At 45.9% G+C, this 24,711-nt stretch carries 22 protein-coding genes; 16 read left to right on the top strand and 6 right to left on the bottom strand.

Going from position 1 to position 24,711, the window contains the following annotated elements; all coding sequences use genetic code 11:
* Positions 1-26: 26 nt before the first annotated feature.
* Complete coding sequence (gene rsfS, locus ABZR88_RS20165; protein WP_107827756.1) at positions 27-401, bottom strand: ribosome silencing factor; 375 nt, start codon at positions 399-401, stop codon at positions 27-29.
* Between the two features lie 47 nt (positions 402-448).
* Here rsfS and ABZR88_RS20160 point away from each other — a divergent pair, with 47 nt between their 5' ends.
* The 5 genes from ABZR88_RS20160 (at position 449) to ABZR88_RS20140 (ending at position 5,773) form a co-directional block, all read left to right on the top strand.
* Positions 449-1,225, top strand: coding sequence for a biotin--[acetyl-CoA-carboxylase] ligase (locus tag ABZR88_RS20160; RefSeq protein ID WP_107827755.1), 777 nt, complete (start codon positions 449-451; stop codon positions 1,223-1,225).
* Positions 1,226-1,675, top strand: a complete 450-nt coding sequence (locus tag ABZR88_RS20155; RefSeq protein ID WP_107827754.1) for a protein-disulfide reductase DsbD N-terminal domain-containing protein — start codon at positions 1,226-1,228, stop codon at positions 1,673-1,675.
* A gap of 16 nt (positions 1,676-1,691) precedes the next feature.
* Complete coding sequence (locus tag ABZR88_RS20150) at positions 1,692-3,410, top strand: protein-disulfide reductase DsbD (protein ID WP_107827753.1); 1,719 nt, start codon at positions 1,692-1,694, stop codon at positions 3,408-3,410.
* Positions 3,411-3,644: 234 nt separating this feature from the next.
* Entirely contained in the window at positions 3,645-4,622 is a 978-nt protein-coding gene (gene pfkA, locus ABZR88_RS20145) for a 6-phosphofructokinase (protein ID WP_107827752.1), read from the top strand.
* Between the two features lie 29 nt (positions 4,623-4,651).
* Positions 4,652-5,773, top strand: coding sequence for an NHL repeat-containing protein (locus tag ABZR88_RS20140; RefSeq protein ID WP_107827751.1), 1,122 nt, complete (start codon positions 4,652-4,654; stop codon positions 5,771-5,773).
* A 61-nt stretch (positions 5,774-5,834) separates the two neighbouring features.
* Here ABZR88_RS20140 and ABZR88_RS20135 read toward each other — a convergent pair whose 3' ends face one another.
* The gene (locus ABZR88_RS20135) at positions 5,835-6,359 is read right to left on the bottom strand and encodes a 5'(3')-deoxyribonucleotidase (RefSeq protein ID WP_245917007.1); all 525 of its coding nucleotides are present in this window, start codon (positions 6,357-6,359) and stop codon (positions 5,835-5,837) included.
* A 218-nt stretch (positions 6,360-6,577) separates the two neighbouring features.
* Between ABZR88_RS20135 and ABZR88_RS20130 the strand changes: the two genes are divergently transcribed.
* Positions 6,578-7,120 (top strand): 30S ribosomal protein S16, encoded by a 543-nt coding sequence (locus tag ABZR88_RS20130; RefSeq protein ID WP_107827750.1) that lies wholly within the window; start codon positions 6,578-6,580, stop codon positions 7,118-7,120.
* A gap of 154 nt (positions 7,121-7,274) precedes the next feature.
* Positions 7,275-7,799 carry a ribosome maturation factor RimM gene (rimM, locus tag ABZR88_RS20125; protein WP_107827749.1) on the top strand — a complete coding sequence of 175 codons (525 nt, stop codon included), beginning with the start codon at positions 7,275-7,277 and terminating at the stop codon, positions 7,797-7,799.
* 133 nt (positions 7,800-7,932) lie between these two features.
* Here the strand turns inward: rimM and ABZR88_RS20120 are convergent, their stop codons facing one another.
* Positions 7,933-8,679 carry a DUF3800 domain-containing protein gene (locus ABZR88_RS20120; protein WP_107827748.1) on the bottom strand — a complete coding sequence of 249 codons (747 nt, stop codon included), beginning with the start codon at positions 8,677-8,679 and terminating at the stop codon, positions 7,933-7,935.
* Positions 8,680-8,911: 232 nt separating this feature from the next.
* Here ABZR88_RS20120 and trmD point away from each other — a divergent pair, with 232 nt between their 5' ends.
* On the top strand, positions 8,912-9,589 hold the full coding sequence (gene trmD, locus ABZR88_RS20115; RefSeq protein WP_107827747.1) for a tRNA (guanosine(37)-N1)-methyltransferase TrmD: 678 nt from the start codon (positions 8,912-8,914) through the stop codon (positions 9,587-9,589).
* Positions 9,590-9,710: 121 nt separating this feature from the next.
* On the opposite strand, the gene ABZR88_RS20110 is transcribed toward trmD, so the two are convergent.
* On the bottom strand, positions 9,711-11,063 hold the full coding sequence (locus ABZR88_RS20110; protein WP_107827746.1) for a glycosyltransferase family 39 protein: 1,353 nt from the start codon (positions 11,061-11,063) through the stop codon (positions 9,711-9,713).
* Positions 11,064-11,240: 177 nt separating this feature from the next.
* Between ABZR88_RS20110 and ABZR88_RS20105 the strand changes: the two genes are divergently transcribed.
* Entirely contained in the window at positions 11,241-14,135 is a 2,895-nt protein-coding gene (locus ABZR88_RS20105; RefSeq protein ID WP_107827745.1) for a DEAD/DEAH box helicase, read from the top strand.
* Between the two features lie 87 nt (positions 14,136-14,222).
* Here the strand turns inward: ABZR88_RS20105 and ABZR88_RS20100 are convergent, their stop codons facing one another.
* Positions 14,223-14,606, bottom strand: coding sequence for a hypothetical protein (locus ABZR88_RS20100; RefSeq protein WP_146166501.1), 384 nt, complete (start codon positions 14,604-14,606; stop codon positions 14,223-14,225).
* A 143-nt stretch (positions 14,607-14,749) separates the two neighbouring features.
* Here ABZR88_RS20100 and ABZR88_RS20095 point away from each other — a divergent pair, with 143 nt between their 5' ends.
* From ABZR88_RS20095 to ABZR88_RS20085, 3 genes are all read left to right on the top strand, one after another.
* The gene (locus ABZR88_RS20095; RefSeq protein WP_107827743.1) at positions 14,750-15,604 is read left to right on the top strand and encodes a dienelactone hydrolase family protein; all 855 of its coding nucleotides are present in this window, start codon (positions 14,750-14,752) and stop codon (positions 15,602-15,604) included.
* 142 nt (positions 15,605-15,746) lie between these two features.
* Entirely contained in the window at positions 15,747-16,718 is a 972-nt protein-coding gene (locus ABZR88_RS20090; protein ID WP_107827742.1) for a lysylphosphatidylglycerol synthase domain-containing protein, read from the top strand.
* A complete protein-coding gene (locus ABZR88_RS20085) occupies positions 16,702-17,832 on the top strand; it encodes a glycosyltransferase (RefSeq protein ID WP_245917006.1) in 1,131 nt (376 codons plus the stop codon). The genes ABZR88_RS20090 and ABZR88_RS20085 overlap by 17 nt, the downstream gene beginning before the upstream one ends.
* A gap of 228 nt (positions 17,833-18,060) precedes the next feature.
* On the opposite strand, the gene ABZR88_RS20080 is transcribed toward ABZR88_RS20085, so the two are convergent.
* Positions 18,061-19,023: an isopenicillin N synthase family oxygenase gene (locus tag ABZR88_RS20080; protein WP_107827741.1), complete on the bottom strand. Its 963-nt coding sequence runs from the start codon at positions 19,021-19,023 to the stop codon at positions 18,061-18,063.
* Positions 19,024-19,246: 223 nt separating this feature from the next.
* Between ABZR88_RS20080 and ABZR88_RS20075 the strand changes: the two genes are divergently transcribed.
* The 4 genes from ABZR88_RS20075 to ABZR88_RS20060 all read left to right on the top strand — a co-directional run bounded on the left by ABZR88_RS20075 (position 19,247) and on the right by ABZR88_RS20060 (position 24,479).
* Positions 19,247-20,953, top strand: coding sequence for a DUF6600 domain-containing protein (locus ABZR88_RS20075; protein WP_170113556.1), 1,707 nt, complete (start codon positions 19,247-19,249; stop codon positions 20,951-20,953).
* A 210-nt stretch (positions 20,954-21,163) separates the two neighbouring features.
* Positions 21,164-21,457, top strand: a complete 294-nt coding sequence (locus ABZR88_RS20070) for a hypothetical protein (RefSeq protein WP_146166500.1) — start codon at positions 21,164-21,166, stop codon at positions 21,455-21,457.
* Positions 21,458-21,749: 292 nt separating this feature from the next.
* Positions 21,750-23,126 carry a pitrilysin family protein gene (locus ABZR88_RS20065; RefSeq protein ID WP_107827739.1) on the top strand — a complete coding sequence of 459 codons (1,377 nt, stop codon included), beginning with the start codon at positions 21,750-21,752 and terminating at the stop codon, positions 23,124-23,126.
* A 21-nt stretch (positions 23,127-23,147) separates the two neighbouring features.
* Positions 23,148-24,479: a pitrilysin family protein gene (locus tag ABZR88_RS20060; RefSeq protein WP_107827738.1), complete on the top strand. Its 1,332-nt coding sequence runs from the start codon at positions 23,148-23,150 to the stop codon at positions 24,477-24,479.
* Positions 24,480-24,711 lie beyond the last annotated feature (232 nt).

Here is a 24,711-nt window from a genome sequence, read left to right as displayed (position 1 = left end):
TTTTTTAACGGGAGATACCACGTTGTTTAAGCGCTTTTATAGTTTTTTATCTCGGCATCCCCCCACAAATCTTCTATTCCGTAGTATTGCCGTTTGTCTGTACGGAAAACATGAACCACTACATCTACATAATCCAGTAGTATCCATTCTCCAAACTCAAGGCCTTCTTTTCTCCACGGTTCTTGACCGGTGGCCTTGTAAATTTCATCCTCTACACTGTCGGCAAGGGCTCTTACCTGCGTGCCTGATTCGGCATGGCAAATCACAAAGTAATCGGCAACAGAACTGAATATATTGCGCATATCTAACCGCACTATTTCGTTGCCCTTCTTTTCCTGCATGCCATGTATGGCCAGCTCAGACAAATATGCCGACTCTTTTGAACCTTTACTTTTTACCATTAAAAAGGATTATTTTTGAAACGAACTGATATAACATCTATTATACTTTGCAAAATAACATATTTTCAGGATTATTTGTTGGACAAAATTTAGTTGTACTGAAACAAGTAGATTCTACCAACACGTATCTAAAGAATCTTTTGTCAAATTCTGAGCCAATTGCAGAGGGAACCGTCATTATGGCAGAAGATCAGTATGCCGGGCGCGGTCAGCAACAGAACCGGTGGCATGCCCAGCCGGGTAAAAATTTGACCTTTAGCTTACTTTTAAAGCCAACTTTTTTAAGCCCTACGCGTCAGTTTCAGTTAAATAAGCTGGTGAGCCTGGCCGTGGCCGATGCCGCGCAGAAGGCCTGCGGGCGGGCAATTAACATTAAATGGCCCAATGATATTTATTGGGGCGATAAAAAGTTAGGGGGGATATTGATTGAAAACGCACTTCAGGGTGGCGTCATCAAAAACTCGGTAATTGGCATTGGTCTCAATGTAAATCAGGATGTTTTTCCGCCCGATGCGCCAAACCCGGCTTCTGTCAAACAGATATTACATGCAGATTATGATTTGAATACATTATTATCAGACATTTGCAGCAACATAGAGGCCGGATACCTGCGCCTGAAAGCCGGAAATGAAACCGAGCTGAATGATCGTTATCTGGCCCGCCTGTATCGTTTAAACGAGCAACATACATTTGCCGCAGGCGACGAAGTTTTTGAAGGATCAGTTACAGGCGTTACCGAAGAAGGATTGTTGAAAGTAGCCACCGCCAACGGCGAGCGCACTTTTAATTTTAAAGAGATACAGTTTTTGCAACCCCTTAAATAAATGAAAAAGTTACTGTTAGTTTTTGCTGCCATGGTTTTATGCAGCAGTGCCTTTGCACAAATTGAGAGCCATGTTAAATGGGCTTATGCCTTTAAAAAAATTAATGATAAAGAAGGCGTGGTGCTGCTGCGCGCAACAATAGATGAAGGCTGGCATATCTATTCAACCACGTTGAAAGCCGGCGGTCCTATTAAAACCTCGTTCACTTTTGCCAAATCGCCAGATTATATACTGAATGGCAAGGTGGCAGAACCCAAACCTGTTACCAAGTTTGAAAAGAGCTTCGGTATGAATGTAACCTACTTTGAAAACACTGTAACGTTTCAGCAAAAAGTAAAGCTGAACGCTAAAAAAACAACCATAAAAGGCAAACTGGAGTTTATGACCTGTAACGACCAGAAATGTTTGCCACCCGATGATGTTGACTTTGCCGTGGCTGTAGCCCTGTAACCCCAGAAATTAAGAGATGAAATTTCTGATCAAAAAGGCACTGAAGCCGGCATTGTTAATAGTAGCGCTACTTGCGTTTACCCTGGGTGAGCATGTGTTTGCGCAAAGTAAAGATACGGTATCTACAGGTGATGTGCAGTTTACCGAAATACAAACCCCCGCTCAAAAAATTGCAGCGGCTAAGAAAAAGCAAGATAGCCTGGCCAAAGTGCAAAGCGATAGTTTGGCTAAAAGCGGAGGAGGCATAGCTAAGGGAAACAGTGATAATCAGGGAAAGCCCAAAACGCTTTGGGCCATTTTTATTACCGGTTTTTTGGGGGGATTTGCCGCATTTTTAATGCCATGTATTTATCCTATGCTGCCGTTAACGGTTAGCTTTTTTACCAAACGGGGTGGAAGCCGTACTAAAGGTATACTACAATCATTGCTTTACGGTTTAAGTATCATCTTTATTTACGTTTGCCTGGGGCTTGTTATAACGCTCATTTTTGGGCCGACGGCATTAAACTCATTGGCTACAAATGGCGTATTTAACTTTTTGTTCTTTTTGTTGCTGGTGGTATTCGGTGTGTCGTTTCTCGGTGCATTTGAGATCACGTTACCCAGCTCTTTGGCTAACAAGCTTGACCAAAACTCAGATAAAGGGGGCTTAACCGGTATCTTTTTTATGGCGGCAACGTTGGCGGTGGTATCATTTTCATGTACCGGCCCTATTGTTAGTTCGGTGTTATTAGATGCCGCTTTAAAAGGCGAACGGATTGGTCCGATCATCAGCATGCTGGGTTTTTCAAGTGCATTAGCACTGCCATTTACAATTTTTGCAATGTTCCCATCGGCATTGAAGAGCTTACCAAGCTCTGGCGGATGGCTAAACAGTGTAAAAGTAATTTTGGGTTTTATCGAGCTGGCTTTCTCGCTCAAATTTCTTTCCAACGTTGATTTAGCTTATCATTGGAACTGGTTTGATCGCGAAATATTCCTATCCCTTTGGATAGCGTTGGGTATATTAATGAGTCTGTATCTTATTGGTAAAATCAAGTTCTCGCACGATAGTGATCTGCCGTATCTGTCTGTGCCTCGCACCTTTTTTGCAATAGTGGTATTTGCATTTACAGTTTATATGGTGCCGGGTTTGTGGGGGGCGCCGCTTAAATCTATCAGTGCATTTTTGCCGCCGCTTAGCACGCAGGATTTTGATCTTTCTGCCGGTGTGGGTGGCGGATCTGCAACGCCGATAGCTCAAACCAGTATTAAAACCAAAAAATACGAGGAAATATTTAAACGCATGCCAAAAGTGCGCGGTGTTGATGACTGGTATGACTATGATCAGGCCATCCAGGTTGCAAAAGAACTAAACCGCCCGGTGCTAATAGATTTTACAGGATGGAACTGTGTGAATTGCCGGCAGATGGAAAACAATGTATTGCCAGACCCGCGCGTATTAAAACGTTTGCAAAACGATTTTGTAGTAGTGCAATTGGTTATAGACGATAAAACGCCTTTGCCTTCATCAGAACAAACGGTATCAAAACTAACCGGCGAAAAAATCACAACGCTGGGCGGTAAGTGGTTTGATAAAGAGATATCGCAATACAATTCAAATGCGCAACCTTGGTATGTAATAATTGATGGCAGTGGCAAACCGTTGGTGTCTCCTCAGGGAGCCACTCATGATATTGACGGTTTTGTAAAATATTTGGATAGTGGTATTGCTGCTTATAAGGCTGCACATTAACGCAAAAATTAATCCTGTAGTCCAAAACATTTAATGTCCGGAAGTGAAAACAATCGCTTCCGGACATTATTTTTATATATGGTTGTCAAATGAAAAATAAATGTATTTTAGCGGCGGCAATGCGTAAATAGTACACTAAGTAAAAAAATTGCGTATCTGCCTTAAAACCAAATTAATAAACCTGACACTCAAAACAATTTTTGCAGCGGTAAATCCGTTTATTTTGATACAAAGATGGCTGAGATAAAGAAAATAGGAGTTTTTACATCGGGCGGTGATGCGCCGGGAATGAATGCGGCCATTCGTGCCGTGGTACGTACAGCGCTTTACCACAACCTGGAGGTAGCCGGCATTCGCCGTGGCTATGAGGGAATGATTGCGGGCGATTTTATGGAGATGGATCGTAAGTCTGTAGCCAACATCATTCAGCGTGGCGGCACTATGCTCAAAACCGCCCGTAGCGATCAGTTTCGCACGCCAGAGGGCCGTAAAGTAGCCTATGACAAACTGAAAGCCGAGGGCATTGATGCCCTTGTAGCCATTGGCGGCGATGGTACTTTTACCGGTGCCCGTGTATTTGGCGCCGAATATGATATGCCAATTGTGGGTATGCCCGGCACTATTGATAATGATTTGCAGGGTACTGATTTTACCATCGGTTACGATACCGCTATTAACACCGTAATTGATGCGGTGGATAAAATTAGAGATACGGCAGAATCGCACGATCGTTTGTTTATTGTAGAGGTAATGGGCCGAGACTCTGGCCTTATTGCACTGCGTACCGGTATTGCTGCCGGGGCCGAAGCTATTATCATCCCCGAAACCAAAACAGATATAGAAGCCCTGTGCGCCCGTTTAGAGCACAGCCGGAGAGATAAATCATCAAAAATTGTAATGGTGGCCGAGAGCGGCGAAGCCGGATCAGCCTTTGAGGTTGGCAGGCAGATCAAAGAGCGTTTCCCGCATTATGATACCCGTATCTCTATATTGGGACACATTCAACGTGGTGGCAGGCCAAGTTGTATGGACCGTGTGCTGGCCAGCCGGATGGGCGTGGCTGCGGTAGAAGCGTTGTTAAATAATCACCGTGACGAGATGATCGGCATCATTCATAACGAAATTGCTTACACGCAGTTTGACCACGCCATTAAACATCACCAGGAAATTAACCCCAACTTTCTGAAAATTGTAGAAATATTATCTTTGTAGCCAATAAGATAACATCTACAATTTAAATAATGAAAAACAACCTATTGGCCCTGTTAACAGTGGCCTGCCTTGTCGCTGCTTGCTCTGGAAAAAAAGATGATGTTGCTCCTGATACCGGGAACAACAATAACGGCGGAAACACCACTACAGTAAAAACGCCTAAAAGCGCAACCGTATCTACCTACGCAGGTGGCACTGTTGGGTTTGCCGACAACGTAGGGCTGGCCGCTCAGTTCAATGATATTGAAGGTATTGTGATAGATGGCGCTGGTGCATTATATGTGGCCGATTATAATAATAATAGGGTGCGTAAAATAGTGGCCCAGGCCGATGCCGGTAGTGTTACAACGCTGGCCGGTACAGGTGCGCTTGGCGGAGCCGATGGCGACGCACTCACCGCTGCTACGTTAAGTTCGCCGCAAACGCTTGCCGTAGCTACCGATGGCAGTATCTACGTGTCTGAGAATGGATATGTCAACATTCGCAAAGTAAGCGGTGGTAACGTTAGCACTTTTGCGGGCACAGGTATTGCCGGATTTAAAGATGGTAACGCTGCCGATGCGCAGTTTAACCACGTGGGGGGCATGTGTGTAGATGCTGCAGGCAATATTTATATTGCCGATACCAATAATAACCGTATCCGTAAGATAACTGCGGCTGGTGTTGTAAGCACCTTTGCCGGAAGCGGCACAGCCGGCAGTACTAATGATAAGGGTACGGCAGCAACATTTAACCAGCCTTATGGTATTGTGATAGATAAGTCTGGAAACTTGTATGTTTCTGAGGTTAACAACCACGATATCCGTAAGATTACTGCTGATGGTACCGTGAGTACCTATGTAGGCAACGGCCAGACAGGGCTGGTAAACGGCACAGGCACGGCCGCGCGTTTAAATTTCCCTAAAGGACTGGCTATTGATGGCGATGGTACGCTGTATGTGGCCGATGCTGGCAATAACAGCATCAGACGCATTACAACAGGCGGTGTAACTACCACCCTCGCGGGTATCGGTATTTCCGGTGCAGTAGACGGCGACTCGGACTCTGCTGAGTTTAAATCACCAAATGGTGTTGCTGTTGATGCTGCTGGCAATGTTTATGTAGCCGATAATGGGAATAGTAAGATCAGAAAAATAACTGTGGTTTATTAAGACGCCGTTAGTATAAAAGAAAAGGCTCCGGTTGCAACCGGAGCCTTTTACTTTTAATGGGTTATAACAGCAGGCTTGCTACCTCATCCCAGGTATTTACTCGCTCAAACTCGGTGAGTAGCAGGTTGTGTGGTGATGAATAAAGCAATGTTCTGCCGGCAAAGCCTTTGAAATTCTTGGTGCGGTCGTCTATAATAATATCGGTATTGATGATTTTGTATCCGCAAAAGATGATATTGGTCCACGGGATGAACGGGAAGTGTTCTCCCAGCCAGTGCAGCTTATCTTCCAGCGAGTTGGGAAACTCCATGGCGGCCGATACCACAAATACATCATACTTCTGCGCCAGTTGTTCTACTACCTGCTGGCTGCCCGGCATCACTTCCAGATCTCTGAAGAATCCTTTTTGATTAATGTATTTGCGCACAGAGTCAATCAGTTCAGGCGGCAGGGCATCGCGCAGTTCTTTGCCGTGCAACAGTTCTGGCGTGAGGGTAAGTCCGTGGTCTTTCTGGTATAAGTGTACAAATTTGGCGAGTGTATCGGCAATCACCTCGTCCATATCAATGGCAATGCGTTGTTTCATAGGTTAATTTTATGGTTTTCTGCCGGCAAAGATATTTTTTGTATGATCCAGAGTTTAAGAGGAAGAAAGAAAATTAGATTTAAAAGACACGGATTGCCACTTAAAACGCTGTGGATCAAAAAAATCCTAAAAATGGTGGCACAGATTAAAAAACTTTCTTACCTTTGCAGCCCCGCAGCATACTCCGGGGAAAATGTTGAATACATAACAAAAGATTAATGGCAACTAAAATCAGACTGCAAAGACATGGTAAAAAGGGCAAACCTTTTTACTACATCGTAGTGGCCGACTCTCGTGCTCCGCGCGATGGCCGCTTCATCACCCGTTTAGGTTCTTACAACCCAAACACTAACCCGGCAACTATCGACATCAACTTTGACCAGGCTTTAAACTGGGTTAACAGTGGTGCGCAACCAACCGATACCTGCCGTGCTATTCTGAGCTACAAAGGCGTTCTGTACAAAAAACACCTTCAAGGCGGCGTTAAAAAAGGCGCCCTGACCGAAGAACAGGCTGAAGCAAAATTTGCTGCCTGGGTTGAGCAAAAAGATGGCCAAATCAGCGGTAAAAAAGACAACTTAGCAGCTACTAAAGCTGACGCTAAGAAAGCTGCCCTGGCTGCTGAAGCTAAAAAGAAAGAGGACAAAGCTGCTGCTATTGCTGCTAAAAACACTCCTCCGCCAGCTGAAGAAGAAGTTGTTGCTGAAGAAAATACTGAAGCATCAGCTGAAACCGAAGCACCAGCAGAAAGCGCTGAGTAATCGGCACGCTTTACAAAGCATTAAAAATAGCGAGGCCGCAAGCTTCGCTATTTTTGTTTAACACCTATAATCCCAAACCCCTCTCCGGGGGAAAGGGGTTTCAAATAACAATCATCAAGATCTCCTCCCCTTTGGGGAGGCAGGGAGGGGTAACATGAGTTTCGACAAACATTTTAAAATAGCCAGCGTAGGCAAAACCAAAGGTCTTAAAGGCGAAATGGTTTTGTATGTGGCCATTGACGGACTGGAAGACATAAAGTTTAACGCCGTATTTATTGACATTGCCGGCAAGCTGGTGCCTTACTTTGTGAGTACCTTTAAACCTGCGCCCAAAAACACCGCCTACCTGGTGCTGGAGGATGTGGATACGGTTGAGAAAGCATCGGCTCTGTTAAAAAAAGATATTTACCTGCCCGAGAAGCTAAAGCCTAAAAAGAAGAAAGAAGAGTTTACGCTAAAAGATCTGAAAGGTTTCATTGCCATTGATGAGCGGCACGGCGAACTAGGCGAAATTAGCGATGTAATTGAATATCCGCAGCAAACCATTGCCAGCCTGCACTATCAAAACCGCGAAGTGCTGTTCCCGCTCAATCCACAATTTATTAAAGGTATTGATGTAGAAGGCGGCGAGATTTATGTTGATTTGCCAGATGGATTGATTGATCTGTACCTGGAATAATGTTCATAAGTATTAAAATGTTTGCAAAAACGCAAACATTTTGTCTTTAATCTATGTATATTTACATGGGTTTTGAAAGATAAACTTATTATTGGAGGGCATTATTTGCATCCGACTGGGGCTTTAAGCCCCTTTATTTTCTAGGGAATACCTTAACTCCAGCACCCTCAACAATACCATGTCTTTTATGGATTTTTTCGAGAATTAAATCATAGGCGAAGTTTTTCTGATTGGGATAAATTACATGCCGCAATATTGGATAGGCAAATAAGTCAGCCAATTGAAGTCCATTAATGTTGTCTTTCTTTTTATTAAAAAACACTTTAATATTAAGAGCTAGAAAGTCTTTTGATTTTATATATGTGGTTCCATAGTTGATAGTGCCCTCAATGTGTTTTCGTAGTTTTTTATCTTCTTTTGGATTTCTACTTTCTATAACGATTGTTAGTTGCTTATCAATCTTGCCAAATTGCTGTAAAATATAAAGCACTCTTTCTAAGAGAAATGTAACTGCTAAGTGGTAAATATTACCCCATTCCTCTTGCGGTCTATTAATAACTTCTCCCTTGTCAATTACCGGGCAAATTATTCGATATTGACCATTTTCAATTATGTTGCTTAAGGCGGTTAGGAACTTCTTGTTTATGAAGCTGTCTTTTAGAAAAATAAAGTCTTTGGTTTGATTTCGGATATCTCGTGAATGTAGAACGATATCGGTTGTATCACAAAATTCTCTTTTGAGATCTTTAAGGTCATTGTCTATTTTTCTGTAGGCTGTTACAGATGTCAGGACTCCACAGATCGCTAGAAAGTTATCATTGTGACTATTTACATTTAAGTCAAAATGGCCGCTTTCGTCTATAAATAGTACAAATTTCATTAGGTAATAAAAGAACTTAAAAATAAAAAATAGTGTTATGTTGAACAAGTAAATTTCTTCTGAACAGATCTCCAAAGATGTTTCCGATGCTCAAGATGGCCCGCGTTTTTGGCAAGCCGGTGGAAGCGATATTTGAGTTGGAGGAGGGCGATTAAGCGCAAAGCTGAAAGCCGAAGGCAAAAAGCTTTAACCTTTTACCTTTCAGCTTTCAGCTTTCTCCTATCTTTGCCCCATGCGTTTTGATATCATTACTGTGCTACCGGGTTTGCTGGAAAGTCCGTTTGCTCATTCTATTTTGCAGCGTGCGCAGAAAAAAGGTCTGGCCGAAATTGTGGTGCACAACCTGCGCGATTATGCCAACAATAAACATAAAAGTGTAGACGATTACCCCTACGGCGGCGGCAGCGGTATGGTAATGAGCGTTGAGCCTTTCGCCTTGTGCATAGAAAAACTGAAAAGCGAGCGCGAGTATGACGACGTCATTTTTCTCACGCCAGATGGCGAGACGCTTAATCAGGGTATCGCCAACCAGCTATCTATCAAGCAAAACTTCATCCTGATATGCGGGCATTATAAAGGCATTGATCAGCGCGTGCGCGATCTGTATGTTACCCGTGAGATCTCTATTGGCGATTATGTTCTCTCTGGCGGCGAACTGCCTGCGGCCATTTTAGTAGATGCAGTGGTGCGGTTGATTCCCGGTGTATTGTCTGATGAAACTTCGGCTTTGTCTGATTCTTTCCAAGATGATATGCTGGATGCGCCGGTATATACCCGTCCGGCAGAGTGGCGCGGCCATAAAGTACCCGATATTCTTTTAAGCGGTAATACACGTGAGATAGAGAAATGGCGTTTTGATCAGGCACTGGAACGTACCCGCGAGCGCAGACCTGATTTGTTGGGGGAGTAGATGAACTATAAAATGAGCGCCGGGTGTCATCCTGAGCGCTGTCGAAGGGCGCGTGAAGGCCAGTCGCCGTCATGCCCAGCGCACGTGTTTCGACAGGCTCAACATGACACCCTTATATTTTTCAGTCCTTCACCGTCTTCTCAATATCAATCCCAGTCCCACTGAGATCCTGCAGACTGATATCATCAATATTAGCATTCTCATCTACAAACCTGAACGTTGGCGTTGGTATGCGTGCTGCCAGGAAACCCAGCCAGAACAGCAGCACCGGCATCATCACATCAAATTGACGCGGGTAGGCGCTCAGTGCACCACTCAGTCCTAAGTAAACACCACTGATAAGCAGCAGTAATTTAACCGGGAAAATGAGGCTGCGACGATTGACCCAGGTAGCAATCAACCCCAGTATAGCCGAAAACAGGATTAACGAGCCGCTGATAATGTTGGTAACAATAGCCCCATCCTGGTACGAATAGCTGTAAGGGAAATTAAACAGCATCCGCGAAGCGTTGTAATAGTAGTTTTTAATAAACTTAAACGGATGCTGGCGAATATTCCTGATAGCATATTGTTTAAAGAGGGCATCCTGCTCCAGCTCGTTATGCTTCAGGATAAACTGAATTTCTTTAGCATGGTTTTTCTTCAGTATCGCCACCGTTTCTGCCGACTTGAACAGGATGGGGTATTGATGATTGTTCAGTTGCGGTACTTTCCAGTCGCCGTATTCATGCTCGTAAGGGGTGCTCATCCAGTAAAGGCTCATGCCGCCAGAGTTGCCCCAGTAAAATGGCTTGCCGGTGAGGCGGTAAGTATAGGCCAGGTAGGGCAGGGTAACGCCCAACGCCAGCAGAAAGATGTAGCTTGATTTTAGCGCGTTGGTTTTGTTGCGCTTGAATAATGCAGTGACTGCCGAAATTACTAAGCCCAAAATCAGCACATAACCAAAGATGATTTTTACCAGCGTTAAAAAGCCAAGTAGCAAACCGGCTATAATGAGGTGTTTGTTTTTACGCTTAGCATAAAACAGCGTGATGCTATACACAAAAGCCGATATCAGGAAAACAGTGAGCGCCTCAGTATACAAAATGGGCAGTACCGAAAATGCATTGGGATAAATAGCTAGCAACAAGGCGGCCACCAACGCAATGGTATGGCTAGCCACCAGCCTTACCGATTTGTATAGCATCACTACGGCAAAATATTGGTAGAGGGCATTGAGCAGCGTAATGTACAGCACTGGTACGTGCAATGCGATGAAAGGCCAGATAACCAGCGGAAAACCCGGGCCGTTCCACAAGTTAATGTGTGGGGCGGCGGGAGAGTAGAACCCGTGAATGAGGTTATGTGCAAAATCTACGTAACGGATCTCATCGCCATAAAGCTTTGGCCATTTATGGGCTATGATAAACCAACTGTAAATAAACAGAAACGGCGAAAAAATCAGGAAAGGATTGCGCGTTAATCTTCTGCTCATACTCAGCCATTTTGGGCTTACAAAGGTATAACTAATATTGCGTTTTTCTTTGTTTTTGAAGTTTACAAAGCGCTTGTTAACAATTTTTTAACCCAAAAAGCTTTTGATTAATAAAAATTCTGTTTACGTTTGAATTTTTTGTTGATGTAGCTTCTCTTAATTTTTTACCAGAAGCAAATGTTACGCGTCGACAGCAGCAAGCCATGCCAAATTATTTATGCCGTTGCCAGGCATGAATACCTGTCGTACGTCATCGAGCCACACATCGTTCAGCTCAATCCCAACGGCGAGTTTTCCCTTACCCATCAGCGTTTATTCAGCAACACGGCCAAAGAGTTTTCCAGCTGTTTGGACGAGGTTGATTTAAAGCTGATCAAAATTCTGGAAGACCTGGAGCAGGGTAACATCATCAAAAAATACTACAAAAAGCCCGTTCGTCCGTTCGAGTTTTTTAGCAAGATCTTTAACGAGCAACTGTTCGATGCCATTCGCCCCAAAATGGAGAAAAAGATGGCCGAAGCGCTGGCCCTGCTGCCCGGTAAGCAAATTTACCAGATGAGTAAAGAGGGCTATCCGGCTGGTAAGCAACTGTTTTTGGCAACAGAGGTAGCCACGGTGCTATTCCACTTCCGCAGGGACGAGGAGGAGATCCGTTACTTCCCAACCATCAAATACCAGGGACACCGCATTGAATTCATGTTCAAAAATGCCGAGATCATTTGTAATCACCCGGCCTGGATGATGCTGGATGATACCCTGTATTATTTTGAAAAAGAGATTGAAGGCAAAAAGCTGGTGCCTTTTTTAAATAAGCGTTACATCGCTATCCCGCGGGCTTCAGAGCAATCGTACTTTGAAAAATTTGTGGCCCCGCTGATAGAGAAGCATTCGGTTTATGCCGAAGGTTTTACCATCAATACCGAGAAGTATGATGCATCGCCGGTATTGAAACCTATTTACGTACCGGGCGGTACCTCGCAAATTCAGCTTTGTTTCAGATACGCGGGCTATACTTTCCCTTACGGGGATGGCCGGCATGTATCGGTACGGATTGATAAAAATGGGGATGATTATGTTTTCCATCGCATCAAACGCTCGGTAACGTGGGAAAAAGGTAAGCTGCAAATGCTGGAGGGCATGGGGTTGCACATCACTTCATCGTTGTTTCAGAACCTGGAGGTGGTGGGTAGTGATGCCGAGGCAGATCAATCGTTCAGCGTTTTTGAATGGCTCAATCAGCATCATGATGAGTTGATTGCTGCCGGTTTTGAGATAGATCAGCCCGACGGACAAAAAAAATATCTGTTCGGCAGCAGCAAGATTGATCTGGAAGTAACCGAGCATAACGATTGGTTTGATATTTATGCCGTAGTACACTTCGGCCCATACAAAATACCGTTCCTGGAGCTGCGCAACCACATTCTTAACCGTAAGAAAGAGTTTGTGCTACCATCGGGCGAGATTGCGGTGATACCTGATAAATGGTTCTCGCAATATGGCAACCTGCTGCACTTCTCTGAAAACCACGAGGGACTGAAGCTGAAGAAGCACCACATTGGTTTGGTTACAGACCTGGCCGAAGGCGATCTGGCCAGCATTACCATGAACCGCAAGCTGCAAAAGCTCACGGAGTTTGAGGAAATGGCCGATGTGCCGATGCCGGTTAACTTTAAGGGTAGTCTGCGGCATTACCAGCAGGCCGGTTACAACTGGTTCCACTTTTTAAAGCAATACCATTTTGGCGGCTGCCTGGCTGATGATATGGGTTTGGGTAAAACCATCCAGACACTGGCCCTGCTGCAAAAAAATAAAGAAGATAACGAGGCCGCGGGCGGCAAAAGCACATCGCTTTTGATTATGCCTACCTCGTTGATTTACAACTGGATAAACGAGGCCAGAAAGTTTACGCCCGATATTAAGATGATGGTGCACACCGGTGCCTTCCGCTATAAAAATCCGGAGGTGTTTGCCAATTATGATGTGGTAATTACCACCTATGGCATCAGCAGGATAGATATCGAGTTATTCAAAGCATTCTTTTTTGACTATGTGATTCTGGACGAAAGTCAGAATATTAAAAATCCGTCGTCAAAATCATATCAATCGGTAAAGCAACTCAAATCAAAACATAAGCTGATACTGAGCGGTACCCCGGTAGAAAACTCGGTGAACGATTTGTGGACGCAAATGTCGTTCATCAATCCCGGCTTGCTGGGCAGTCAGCAGTTCTTTATCAATGAGTTTGTGACGCCTATTGAAAAGAAGAAGGACGAGGAGAAAGCCCGCAAGCTACAGGCCATCATCAAACCGTTTGTGCTGCGCCGCACCAAAGAGCAGGTAGCTACCGAGTTGCCGCCAAAAACCGAGCACTTGTTCTACTGCCAGATGAGCGACGAGCAGTCGAGCGTTTATGAGCAGGTAAAGTCTGAATATCGGAACGAATTGTTAAAGAGTCTGGAGGATGGCACCTTTGCTCAAACCCAAATGCAGGTGCTGCAAGGTTTGATCAAGCTGCGCCAGATTGCCAATCACCCGAGTATGATTGACGATGCCTACGAGGGCGATAGCGGCAAGTTTGAGAACGTAACCCACACGCTGACTAACGTGCTGGATGGCGGGCACAAAGTGTTGATCTTCTCGCAGTTTGTAAAGCAATTGCAAATCTATCGCCAGCATTTTGAGGATAACAAGATCACTTATACTTACCTGGACGGCTCTACCCAAAACCGGGGGGAGATAGTAAAACGTTTCCAGGAGGATGAAAAAACCAAAGTGTTCCTCATCTCTATCAAAGCCGGTGGTGTCGGGCTTAACCTTACCGAGGCCGACTATGTTTTCATTCTCGATCCATGGTGGAACCCGGCCGTAGAGCAACAGGCCATAGACCGCACGCACCGCATCGGTCAAACTAAAAACGTATTTATCTACAAGTTCATCACCAAAGACTCGGTAGAAGAAAAGATCCTGGCCCTGCAACAACGCAAACTCAGCGTAGCCCGCGCCCTCATCACCACCGAAGAAAGCTTTATTAAGACGCTGACAGCAGAGGATATCAGGGATATATTGGCGTAAAACCTCTCCTAAATCCTCTCCGAAGGAGAGGACTTGCTAAGCATGGTCTTTAATATAGCAATACTTTGCGTCTCCCTAAAGTGCAAATCAATTCTCCTTCTTCACATCATTTACAAAAACGTTGCTATTAGGCCCCTGCATGGCACACAGTACCGTTACACACGACGGCGTATTGGTAACATCTGAAGAAGTTTCGGTAAAGCTGATCTTATCGCCCGATTGTAAATGGAGGCCGGAGATATAACAGAAGTTTTTAACCGATACGGCATTAGCATGGTTGTTGCCCTCCCGGTCTGTCCACTGCACACCATTGCCGGTGCCGGGCTTGCCGTCAATATCAATGGCTATAGTAGTGCAACCCACAAAGGTAAAGGTGCCCGTATATCTTTTTGAGCCAGAGGTTCCGTCTTTATTGCAGTGGGTAAACAGCAGCATAAGGCAGGTGGCGAACAACGCTATTGGGCTTTTCATAATTGTCGGTTTAATGCATAATACGTGCATAATATTTAGAACGCTACAGAGTTATATAAATCGTTGTTTCAATTGCCGGGGCGCTTCAAACAATAGAATCATTTGCTTGTATAATCATCCTACACATCCTGCTAACACATAAAATGAAAAAACTTTTTACCCTCGTGTTGCTGGCCTTCGCCTCGGTGGCGTTTGGGCAAAGCAAAATGGCTTGCTGCGCCAAACCCAGCGCCAAAACATCGGCCACCCGGCAGTTTGCTATGCTGGCGGCTGATAAAAAATTTGTCCTGTCGCACCCGGTGCCGCTGAAATACCATTTTCAAAGTCATTTAGGTAAGGCTATTACCTATAAAACGCCCGACGGTAAAACGGCTAACGGCTATCTGTTTATGTCATCAAACCCTAAAGCCAACTATTTGCTGGTGATACACGAGTGGTGGGGACTGAACGATTGGGTGAAGAAAGAGTCAGAAAAACTATTTACAGATCTGGGCAACGTTAACGTGCTCGATCTGGATTTGTATGATGGTAAGGTAGCCACCACCCGCGAGGAAGCCGGTGCCCTGATGCAGGCCGTAAAAGATGACCGCGCCCGCGCAATTATTAACGGTGCCATTGCTTATACCGGGGCTAAGGCCCGCATTGCTACCATTGGCTGGTGCTTTGGTGGTGGTTGGAGCCTGCAAGCCAGCTTGCTTGCGGCCGACCGTGCCGACGCCTGCGTAATGTATTATGGCATGCCGGAGCAGGACGTAAAAAAATTGAAAACGCTCCATGCCGATGTATTAGGCAACTTTGCCAACAAAGACCAATGGATTAACCCTAAAACGGTAGCCAAATTTCAGACAGATATGCAGGCCGCGGGTAAAAAACTAACCGTCCACACCTTTGATGCCGACCATGGTTTTGCCAACCCCAGCAACCCTATTTATGATAGTAAAGCCACTAAAGAGGCTTATGGGTATACCATTGCTTTTTTAAAAAGTAAGTTAAAGTAGTTTCAAGTTCACGGTTCATAGACGATGGTTCATGGCACCTTCGGCTTGTTGCGGGTTTGCTTTTTAGTTTATAAAAGGCTCAACTATGATCTATAAACTATGAACCATTAACTTTTCGTAACATTGCACAAATTATCTGCTGTTGAATCCTACCGTTAAACGCGTTGTTTCATATACTCTAAAGGCCGCCATCATTGTGCTGGCTTTTACATTTATTTATCGCAGATTAAACAACAACGCCAACCTTAATAATTTTCAGCACCTGGTTTCGCAAATTAGTCGCGGCCGGGCAGTTTTGGTGATGTCTGCCGTGCTGGGGCTAATGTTGGCCAACTGGTTGCTGGAGGCCGCTAAGTGGCGCTACCTGGCTCAGCGGCTTAGTCACATCACTTTTTGGGGCAGTATTGAGGCCGTCTTTTGCGGACTGACCTGGGCCATCTTCACCCCCAATCGTATTGGGGAGTATGGCGGCCGGGTGATGTTTTTACCACAGCGCAAGCGCGTGCATGGTATGTTTGCTATGGCAGTGGGCTCGTTCGGGCAAAACGTAGTAACTAACGTGCTGGGCTCTATAGCCATTTTATGGTTTGTTGCTAATTATTTGCATGTAGGCGTCTGGGTATACGCTGGTATTTTGGTGCTGGCATTGGCGTTAATGTCTGTAATGATACTCTTCTTTTTTAATATTAAATGGATGGTATCGTTTTTAAACAGCATCAGGTTCTTGCGCAAATACCATCGCTTTTTTGATATCATGGGGCGGTATAAATTTACCGAGCTGATGCGTGTTATGGGGTTTTGCCTGGCGCGTTTTGCGGTGTTTTCATCGCAGTATTATCTGCTTATCCACATGTTTATTCCAGAGCTGCCTTTGTATGAAATACTGCTGCTCATCTTTGTAATGTTCTTCATTCAATCAGCCCTGCCATCGCTTGATCTGTTTGACTTTGGTGTGCGTGCCTACACTGCCGACGCGCTGTTTGGCTACGTAACCGATCAAAAAATTGCCATCATCGCTTCTGTTACAGCGGTATGGTTCATCAACCTAATTTTGCCCGCTATACTGGGCTCTGTATTTGTACTTAAACTCCGCTTCTTTGATAACAACGTATAGTATAATATCGCTCCTTTTTACGGCTTCTTACCAGGCCATATTAGTTTACCTTATTACCGGTTGGGCATCACTTAAACGGGGCAAGCCGGTACCCCGTAGTTTCAAAACCAAGGTTACGGTGATGATTGCCGCCCGGAATGAAGAAGATAACATCGAGAAGACCATCGGTGATCTTTTGGCGCAGGATTATCCCCATGAGCTGACCGAGATCATCATTGTAGACGATCACTCTACCGATGCCACAGCCGCCATCATCTCATCTTATGCAGACCGTGGTGTAAGGTTATTGCAGTTGAACGAAGCCGAACCGCTTAACTCTTATAAAAAGAAAGCTATTGCCGAGGCCATCAAACTATCCTCTGGTGAACTGATGGTTGCCACCGATGCCGATTGCCGGATGGGGCCGGAGTGGTTATCGTCTATCGTTGGTTATTACGAGGCCAATGATTGGTATATGATCTCATCGCCGGTAACATATTTTCAGGAGAAGAACCTGTTTGAGTTACTGCAAACGCTGGAGTTCTCTTACCTTATTGGCATCGGCGCATCGTTTATTGGTAACGGCAGGGCCTCTACCTGTAACGGAGCCAACCTGGCATATCGCAAAGATATTTTTTATGAAGTAGGCGGATTTAAGGGCATTGACGATGTAGCCTCTGGCGACGACGAACTATTGCTGCAAAAGGTAGCCGAGCGTTTCCCCGGCAGCATAGGGTTCTTAAAAAGCAGCAAGGCGGTAGTTTATACCCATGCCAAGCACACGCTGAAAAGCTTTTTGCAGCAACGCCGCCGCTGGGCATCAAAATCAATCAAGTATAAAGATCACAAGGTAACGGCGCTGGCGGTGGTGATCTGGCTATTCAACCTGTTCCTGCTGCTGGATGTGTTGTTGGGTGTCTTCAACCCGGTATTCATTAAGCTGTTTTTATGGCAGATGCTGTTCAAGATCCTGTTCGAGTCGGCGTTCCTGCTGCCTATCATGTCGTTCTTTAGGCGCAGCTGGATGGTGGTTTTGCTGTTGCTGCTATCGCCTATCCATATTTTATATTTTGTGTACGTGGGACTGATGGGTAATACCAGAAAGTATTCATGGAAGGGGAGGATGGTAAAGTAGGTTAATTGCCCTCACTCGTCATACCAAACCGGTTTCGACAACAAGCTCGGGATGACATAAAGTCTTACGGCGGCCAGAGGCCGCGAGATAGTCGTCACTCGCGATGACGCGAGCGACTGCAAGTATGGTAAAACACAAAATGCGGCCAGAAGCCGCATTTTGTGTTTTACATTAAAATTCGAAATTCTCAAATCCCAAATCACTCCCCCTTCAGGGGGCCGGGGGGCTTTATTTCTTCAGTCCAATCTCTCTCAGACGCTCATCCAGGTATTCACCGGCGGTCATATCGCTAAATTGTTTCGGATGCCCGGCATCAATGCATGACTCCAGCGAGGTCAGGTCCATGTCTGATTTTGGGTGCAGGAAGAATGGCACTGAGTAGCGCGAGTTTTTCATCTGTTCGCGTGGTGGGTTAACCACACGATGCGTGGTTGATTTTAGTTTGCCATTAGTGAGGCGTTGCAGCATATCGCCAACGTTTACCACCACGTCTTCACCATGTGCCTTCACCGGGAACCATTCGTTCTCGCGGGTTAACAGTTCCAGGCCGTCGGCGCTGGCGCCAATCAGCAGGGTAATCAGGTTGATATCTTCATGGGCACCGGCGCGCACGGCATCAGCAGGTAAGCTGTCTGGATCCTCAATGCCAAAGTAATGCAGCGTGCGCAAGATAGAGTTGCCATTGTGCACTTTTGGTTCAAAATAATTCTCGTCTAAACCCAGGTAAACGGCAATAGCATGTAGCAGGTGTTTGCCGGCGGTTTCCAGTTTCTGGTAAACCTCGCGGGTTACGGTGTTAAACTCAGGCAGTTCCTCAACCATTACGTTATCCGGGTAATCATTTTTTACCGGGTCGCCGTCGGTAACGGTTTGGCCTATTTGCCAAAACTCTTTCAGGTCGGGTGTTTTAAAACCTTTAGCAGTTTCTTTGCCTTTACCGGTGTAGCCGCGCTGCCCGGCCAGGCCAGGAATTTCATACTTTTGCTTTACAGCGTCAGGCTGGGCAAATAAGGCTTTAACCTGGGTGTATAGGTTATCTATCAGCGCCTTGTCCAGACCGTGGTTGGTAATGGTAACAAACCCGGTTTCGTTAAATGCTTGGCCAATATCGTCAGAAAAGCGTTTGCGCTCTTCTGCACTGCCATTAACGTAGGTGTTAAGGTCAAGGCGGGCAATGTGTACTGTGCTCATATTACTTTGTTGTTTAGTAGAGTAAAAGTATCCAATAAATAAATTAATGGGCCGGGTTGTTTAAAAAAATTTACCTTAACGGCCGGTTGGTATACAGACATATTGGTATGAATTATGGGCAGTTAACTTAATTTTTAGGTAACAAGCACATCATCCAAACAAATGCATTAAACATTTTGTCATATTTAGAGTCAAACAACTAAACCTGATTGAATAATAGGAGATGAAAAAACTTAGCAGAATAATAGGGACGGTGCTGATGGTGTTTACTATTAGCATGGCAGCCCCGCAAAAGTCGCTCGCTCAGTATGGCGGCGATATTACTTTCCAGGACTTTTATGATGAGCTTGCTCCATACGGTACCTGGCTTAATGACCCGAAATATGGCGATGTATGGGTGCCGGATGCCGGTGCAGATTTCAGACCATACGCTACCGATGGCCACTGGGCCGAAACCGCTTACGGTAATACCTGGGTAAGCGATTTTGACTGGGGCTGGGCGCCTTTCCACTACGGCCGATGGTATTTTGACGAATATTATGGCTGGGAATGGGTACCTGGTTACGAATGGGGACCTGCCTGGGTTGACTGGCGCGAAACCAACGACTACTACGGCTGGGCACCAATGGGGCCTGGTGTAGATGTTGATATGGCCTTTGGTGACAATTATTCGGTGCCCGATTTTTATTGGACTTTTGCGCCGCAGGCCTACATCTGTAGCCCATATATCTACAATTACTATGTGCCGCGTACAAGAGTGGTAACCATCATCCGCGGCAGCAGGTGGATCCGTAATGATTATCGTTATAATGATCACCGCTATGTAATTGGTCCGCGTTTGGCTGATGTTCGCCGTGTGTCTCGTGACCGCGTGGTGGTTTACAACATCAATAACACCGGCAGACCAGGCGCAACCCGCATTAATAACGACCGCGCTATTAACTTTTATCGTCCGGCTGTAAGACAAGATGCCGGTGCCCGTCCGCAAAGAGTGGTTGATGCGCGTGCTTACCGTACCGCCAACCCTAACCAGGGGCTGGTATCCCGTGGCAGAACTGCGCAGACCGCCGGTGATAACCGTACCCGTTTTACCAACTTTGCCCGCACCGCGGCACCAGATAACCACATAGTGCGCGAGAACAGGCCAAATGTACCCCGTACAGACAGGCAGCCAACGCCGGTAACCATGCCGGGCCGCCCGCCGGTGAATGAGGATCAGCGTGTGCAGCGTCAGCAGCCAATGCAGCAACAACAGCAGCAGGATCAGCAACGCCAAAACGATCGTAACAATGCCCGCCAGCAAATGGATCAGCGCCGTCAGCAATTTGAGCAACAGCGTCAGCAACGTATGCAGGGTGGCCAGCAGGCACAACCACAACAACAGCCGCAACAGCAACAAGCGCAGCCGCAAAATGATCAGCAGCGCCAGCAGCAGTGGCAACAACGCCGCCAGCAGATGGATCAGCAGCGCTCGCAACAAACGCCGCAACAAAATGATCAGCAACGCCAGCAGGCCGATCAGGCCCGCCAGCAGCAGACGCAGCAACAACAGCAGCAGCGTCAGCAACAGGCAGATCAGGCCCGTCAGCAACAAACGCAACAACAACGCCAGCAGCAACAGCAACAAGCAGATCAAGCCCGTCAGCAACAGATGCAACAGCAACGTACTCAACAGCAGCAACAGGCAGATCAGGCTCGTCAGCAACAGATGCAACAACAACGAGCTCAGCAACAGCAACAGGCAGACCAGGCTCGTCAGCAGCAACAACAGCAGCGCCAGCAGCAAGCCGAGCAACAGCGCCAACAGCAGCAGCAACAGCAACAACAGCGCCAGCAACAAGCGGAGCAACAACGCCAACAGCAGCAGCAACAACAACAGCGTCAGCGCGATCAGCAAGATGATCAACGTGCAAGACCCGCGCAGCAGTAGTTTAAGCAAGAGCCGATTGATTTAAAGGCTCACTGTAATAAAAAAGTGAGTGATAACATACAGACCGCTTCAGTAATGGGGCGGTCTTTTTTTATGCTGATGAGTTGCAGGCAAAAAAAGAGGCCGGAACCCTCTCGCAGTGTTCCGGCCCTACATCTACCTATGAAAAACAAACCCTGTTGGAAGGGCATTTAACTTAATTCAATATTGATGCCAGATGGAAACATTGGGCAAATTTTGCTTAAAAGGCATGTTTGGGGCGTGTGTTTTAACTGTCGATGTTGTAAAAAAGCCCCCATGTGTGGAATTGTTAACCCAAAGGAAATTGTTTTGACTCTGAGAATGATGTTGGAGATGGTGCCGAATGCAAAATTTAAGGGGCTGCGGGAGTTTTATGAAATAAACCAGATTGTTATAAAAAAAGAGGTCGGAACCCTCTCGCAGTGTTCCGACCCTACATCTACCTATGAAAAACAAGCCCATTTGGAAGGGCATTTAATCTAATTCAATAGTGATGCCAATTTGAAAAAGGCGTTATTTTTTGCTTAAAAGGCATCTGGGGTGTAGAATTTTAATTATTAATGTGGGAATAATTGCCCGGGTGGGGAATTGTTAACTCGCAGTAAATTAAATGGATAGAATAAGCCTGCGTAATTGTCTTCTATAAATTATCCTTGTAACATCTCCCCACAAACTGCATCCAATCCATAAAGCGATGATCTTTTTTGTGCCGAATCATTGTCCGCCATGCCAAATAACCAATATCTTAGTGCGTAACTAACGAAACATTGTATATATGATCCCGAAATTTACTAAACTTTTCGCCCTGTGCGCTGCGCTGCTGTGCGCTGTATCTGCCCAGGCCCAGTTAAGATTGCCCGAGGGCTATTTCTGGAAAAAATTACCAAACGGCCTGGAAGTGCTGGTTATTGAAAATAACAAAGTGCCACTGGCCACGGTAGAGATTGCCGTAAAAAATGGTGCCTATACCGAAGGACCGGAGTATAGCGGCCTCTCTCACTTGTTTGAGCACATGTTTTTTAAAGCCAACAAAGATTACCCGACGCAAGAGAAACTGCTGAAGAAAACCCAGGAGCTGGGCGCCATCTGGAACGGCACTACCGGCAACGAGCGGGTAAACTATTTCTTTACTTTCAATGCCGATAGCTTAAGTACCGGTCTGCGGTTTATGAACTCGTGCATCCGTTTCCCGATTTACAGGGTGGAGGATATGCAGAAAGAACGCCCGGTGGTTGACGGCGAGTTTCAGCGTGCCGAAAGCAGCCCCACCTTCCAATTATTTTATGGCATCAGCCAAAACCTTTGGGGCGATCTGATTACCCGCAAAATGTCTATCGGTATTCACGAGGTAATCAATACCGCCACACCCGAGAAGATGATGGTGATCAAAAACAAGTACTACTTCCCTAACAACAGCTTGCTGATTGTTTGCGGCGCCGTTAAACACGAAGACGCCTTTGCCAAAGTAGAAAGCATTTTTGGCGACTGGGCCAGCAGCGGTTTTGACCCGATACAAAAATATCCTATCCCGCCGTTCCCGCCGATGACAAAAAACACGGCCTTTGTAAAAGAGTCTTCTATCGCCAAAACGCCATACATGATGTTCTCATGGCAAGGGCCATCTTACCTGACTGACTCTGCGGCTACCGTGGCTGCCGATGTTTTCTCGACTGTTTTGAGCTTAAACTCATCAAAATTTAGCCAGGCATTGGTAAACAGTGGTTTGGCTGCCAGCGCCAGCCTGCAGTACGGCACCTCACGTTATACCGGCGAGATTGATGCCTTCATCGTACCAAACCCTAACAAAATAAAAGAGTGTTATGACGAGGTCAACAAACAGCTGGCCATGCTTAATGACCCAAACTATTATACCGATGAGCAACTGGCAGATGCCAAAGCCATTTTGCTGCGCGATGATAGCCACGCCAAAGAAAAACCATCATCGCTGCCAAGCCAGGTGAGTTTTAACTGGTGCAGCACATCGCTCAATTATTATACAGACCTAACCAGCAACTACCAGAAAGTTACCCGCGCCGATATCAAAAAGTACCTGGATACTTACATCACCGGCAAGCCAATGACATCGGGCATTATTATTAAGCCCGAGCTGAGCAAACAGTACAATGTACCATCGTTTTTTGTGGCCAAGTAAAACTTAAAGCTATTATCACACATGAAAAAGAACATGTTTCTGCTGTTAGTAACAGCATCAATATTCAGCATAAACGCGGCCCACGCACAAAATGAGCCGTATGAAACCACTGTCGATGGCGTTAAAGTGATTGTGCAGCCCAGCGGTAATGATATTGTAGAGATACAAACCGTAATAAAAGGGGGCGTGCAAAACTACCCGGCTACCAAGGCGGGTATCGAGTCGCTGACCATGTCATCATTAACGGAGTGCGGCACCCTGAAACACGACAAGAACGCGTTTAAAGATCTGTTGGATAAAGTAAGCGCCGATATGTCCGGCTACGCCAATAAAGATTATTCGGTAGTGAGGATGAACTGTATCAAGAGTGATTTTGAAACCGTGTGGCCATTGTATACAGAGGCTATCACCCAACCAAAGTTTGATGCAAAAGATTTCGAAATTGTAAAAGAAAACGCCATTACTGCCCTCAAAGCAGCCGACGGCCAGCCTGATGCTGCCATTGATAACTTTGCCAACAAGGTGGCATTTGTCGGGCGCGATTATGCGGTTAACCCATTAGGTTCGCTGGAAACGGTGCCGGCGCTGACGGTAAATGATGTAAAGGCATATTACCCAACCATCCTTACCCGTTCAAGAATGCTGATTGTGGTAGTGGCCGATTTGCCAAAGGCTGATATTGAGCAGAAAGTAAAAGCCATGCTGGCCGGTGTTAAACAAGGTGCGCCGTTTACCCTGAAAAAATCATTCTTCAGGCCCTACAGCAATCAGTTTAAGTCAGACGCACGCGAGCTGGCTACCAATTACGTTGAAGGCATAACCAGCGGCCCGCAAGCAGGTTCTATAGATTTTGATGCGTTCAATATAGCCATGAACATTTTTTATGATCGCCATTTTTTGGATGTGCGCACCAACAACGGTCTGTCATACGCACCGCAAGCCCGCTTTTCTGTGGGCGCCACATCGGTAGCCAAAATAACCGTGTCAACAACCAAGCCTAATGATTACATTGCTGTATTTGATAAGCTGGTAGATCGCACCAAACACGAGGGTTTTACGGCCGATGAGGTGAAAAATATGAAAGCTACTTACTTAACCAGTTTTTATTACCGTAATGAAACCAACAGAGCCCAGGCCGGAGCCATTGTGAGCAACGAGGTTTTGTTTAACGATTGGAAACGCATTAATACGCTGGTTAGCAAGGTGCAGGCGCTAACCGTTAACCAGGTAAGCGATGCCTTTCGCAAATACATCGGTAACATGATCTGGGTATACCAGGGCGATCCAAAACAGGTTGATCCGCTGCTGTACATTAACGGCACGCTAAAGCATGATAACCCGGTAACACATTAATCCCCCTAGCCCCCGAAGGGAGAGCGATTTCGGAATTGGGAGGTTCAATTTTGGATATATATTTAAACAGGAAATGCGGCTTATGCCGCATTTCCTGTTTAGCGCTATCGCCATTCTGCAGTCGCTCGCGTCTTCGCGAGTGACGACTATCCCGCGGCCTCTGGCCGCCGTTATAGCTATTGCCTGCTCCCTTATATAGATTTATAGGTTTCCCTTTCAAAACCGTTTCTTT

Origin of the sequence: Mucilaginibacter yixingensis, from assembly GCF_041080815.1 — a bacterium.
GTDB classification, from domain to species: Bacteria; Bacteroidota; Bacteroidia; order Sphingobacteriales; family Sphingobacteriaceae; genus Mucilaginibacter; species Mucilaginibacter yixingensis.
This window is presented reverse-complemented; position numbering and strand designations above follow the sequence as displayed.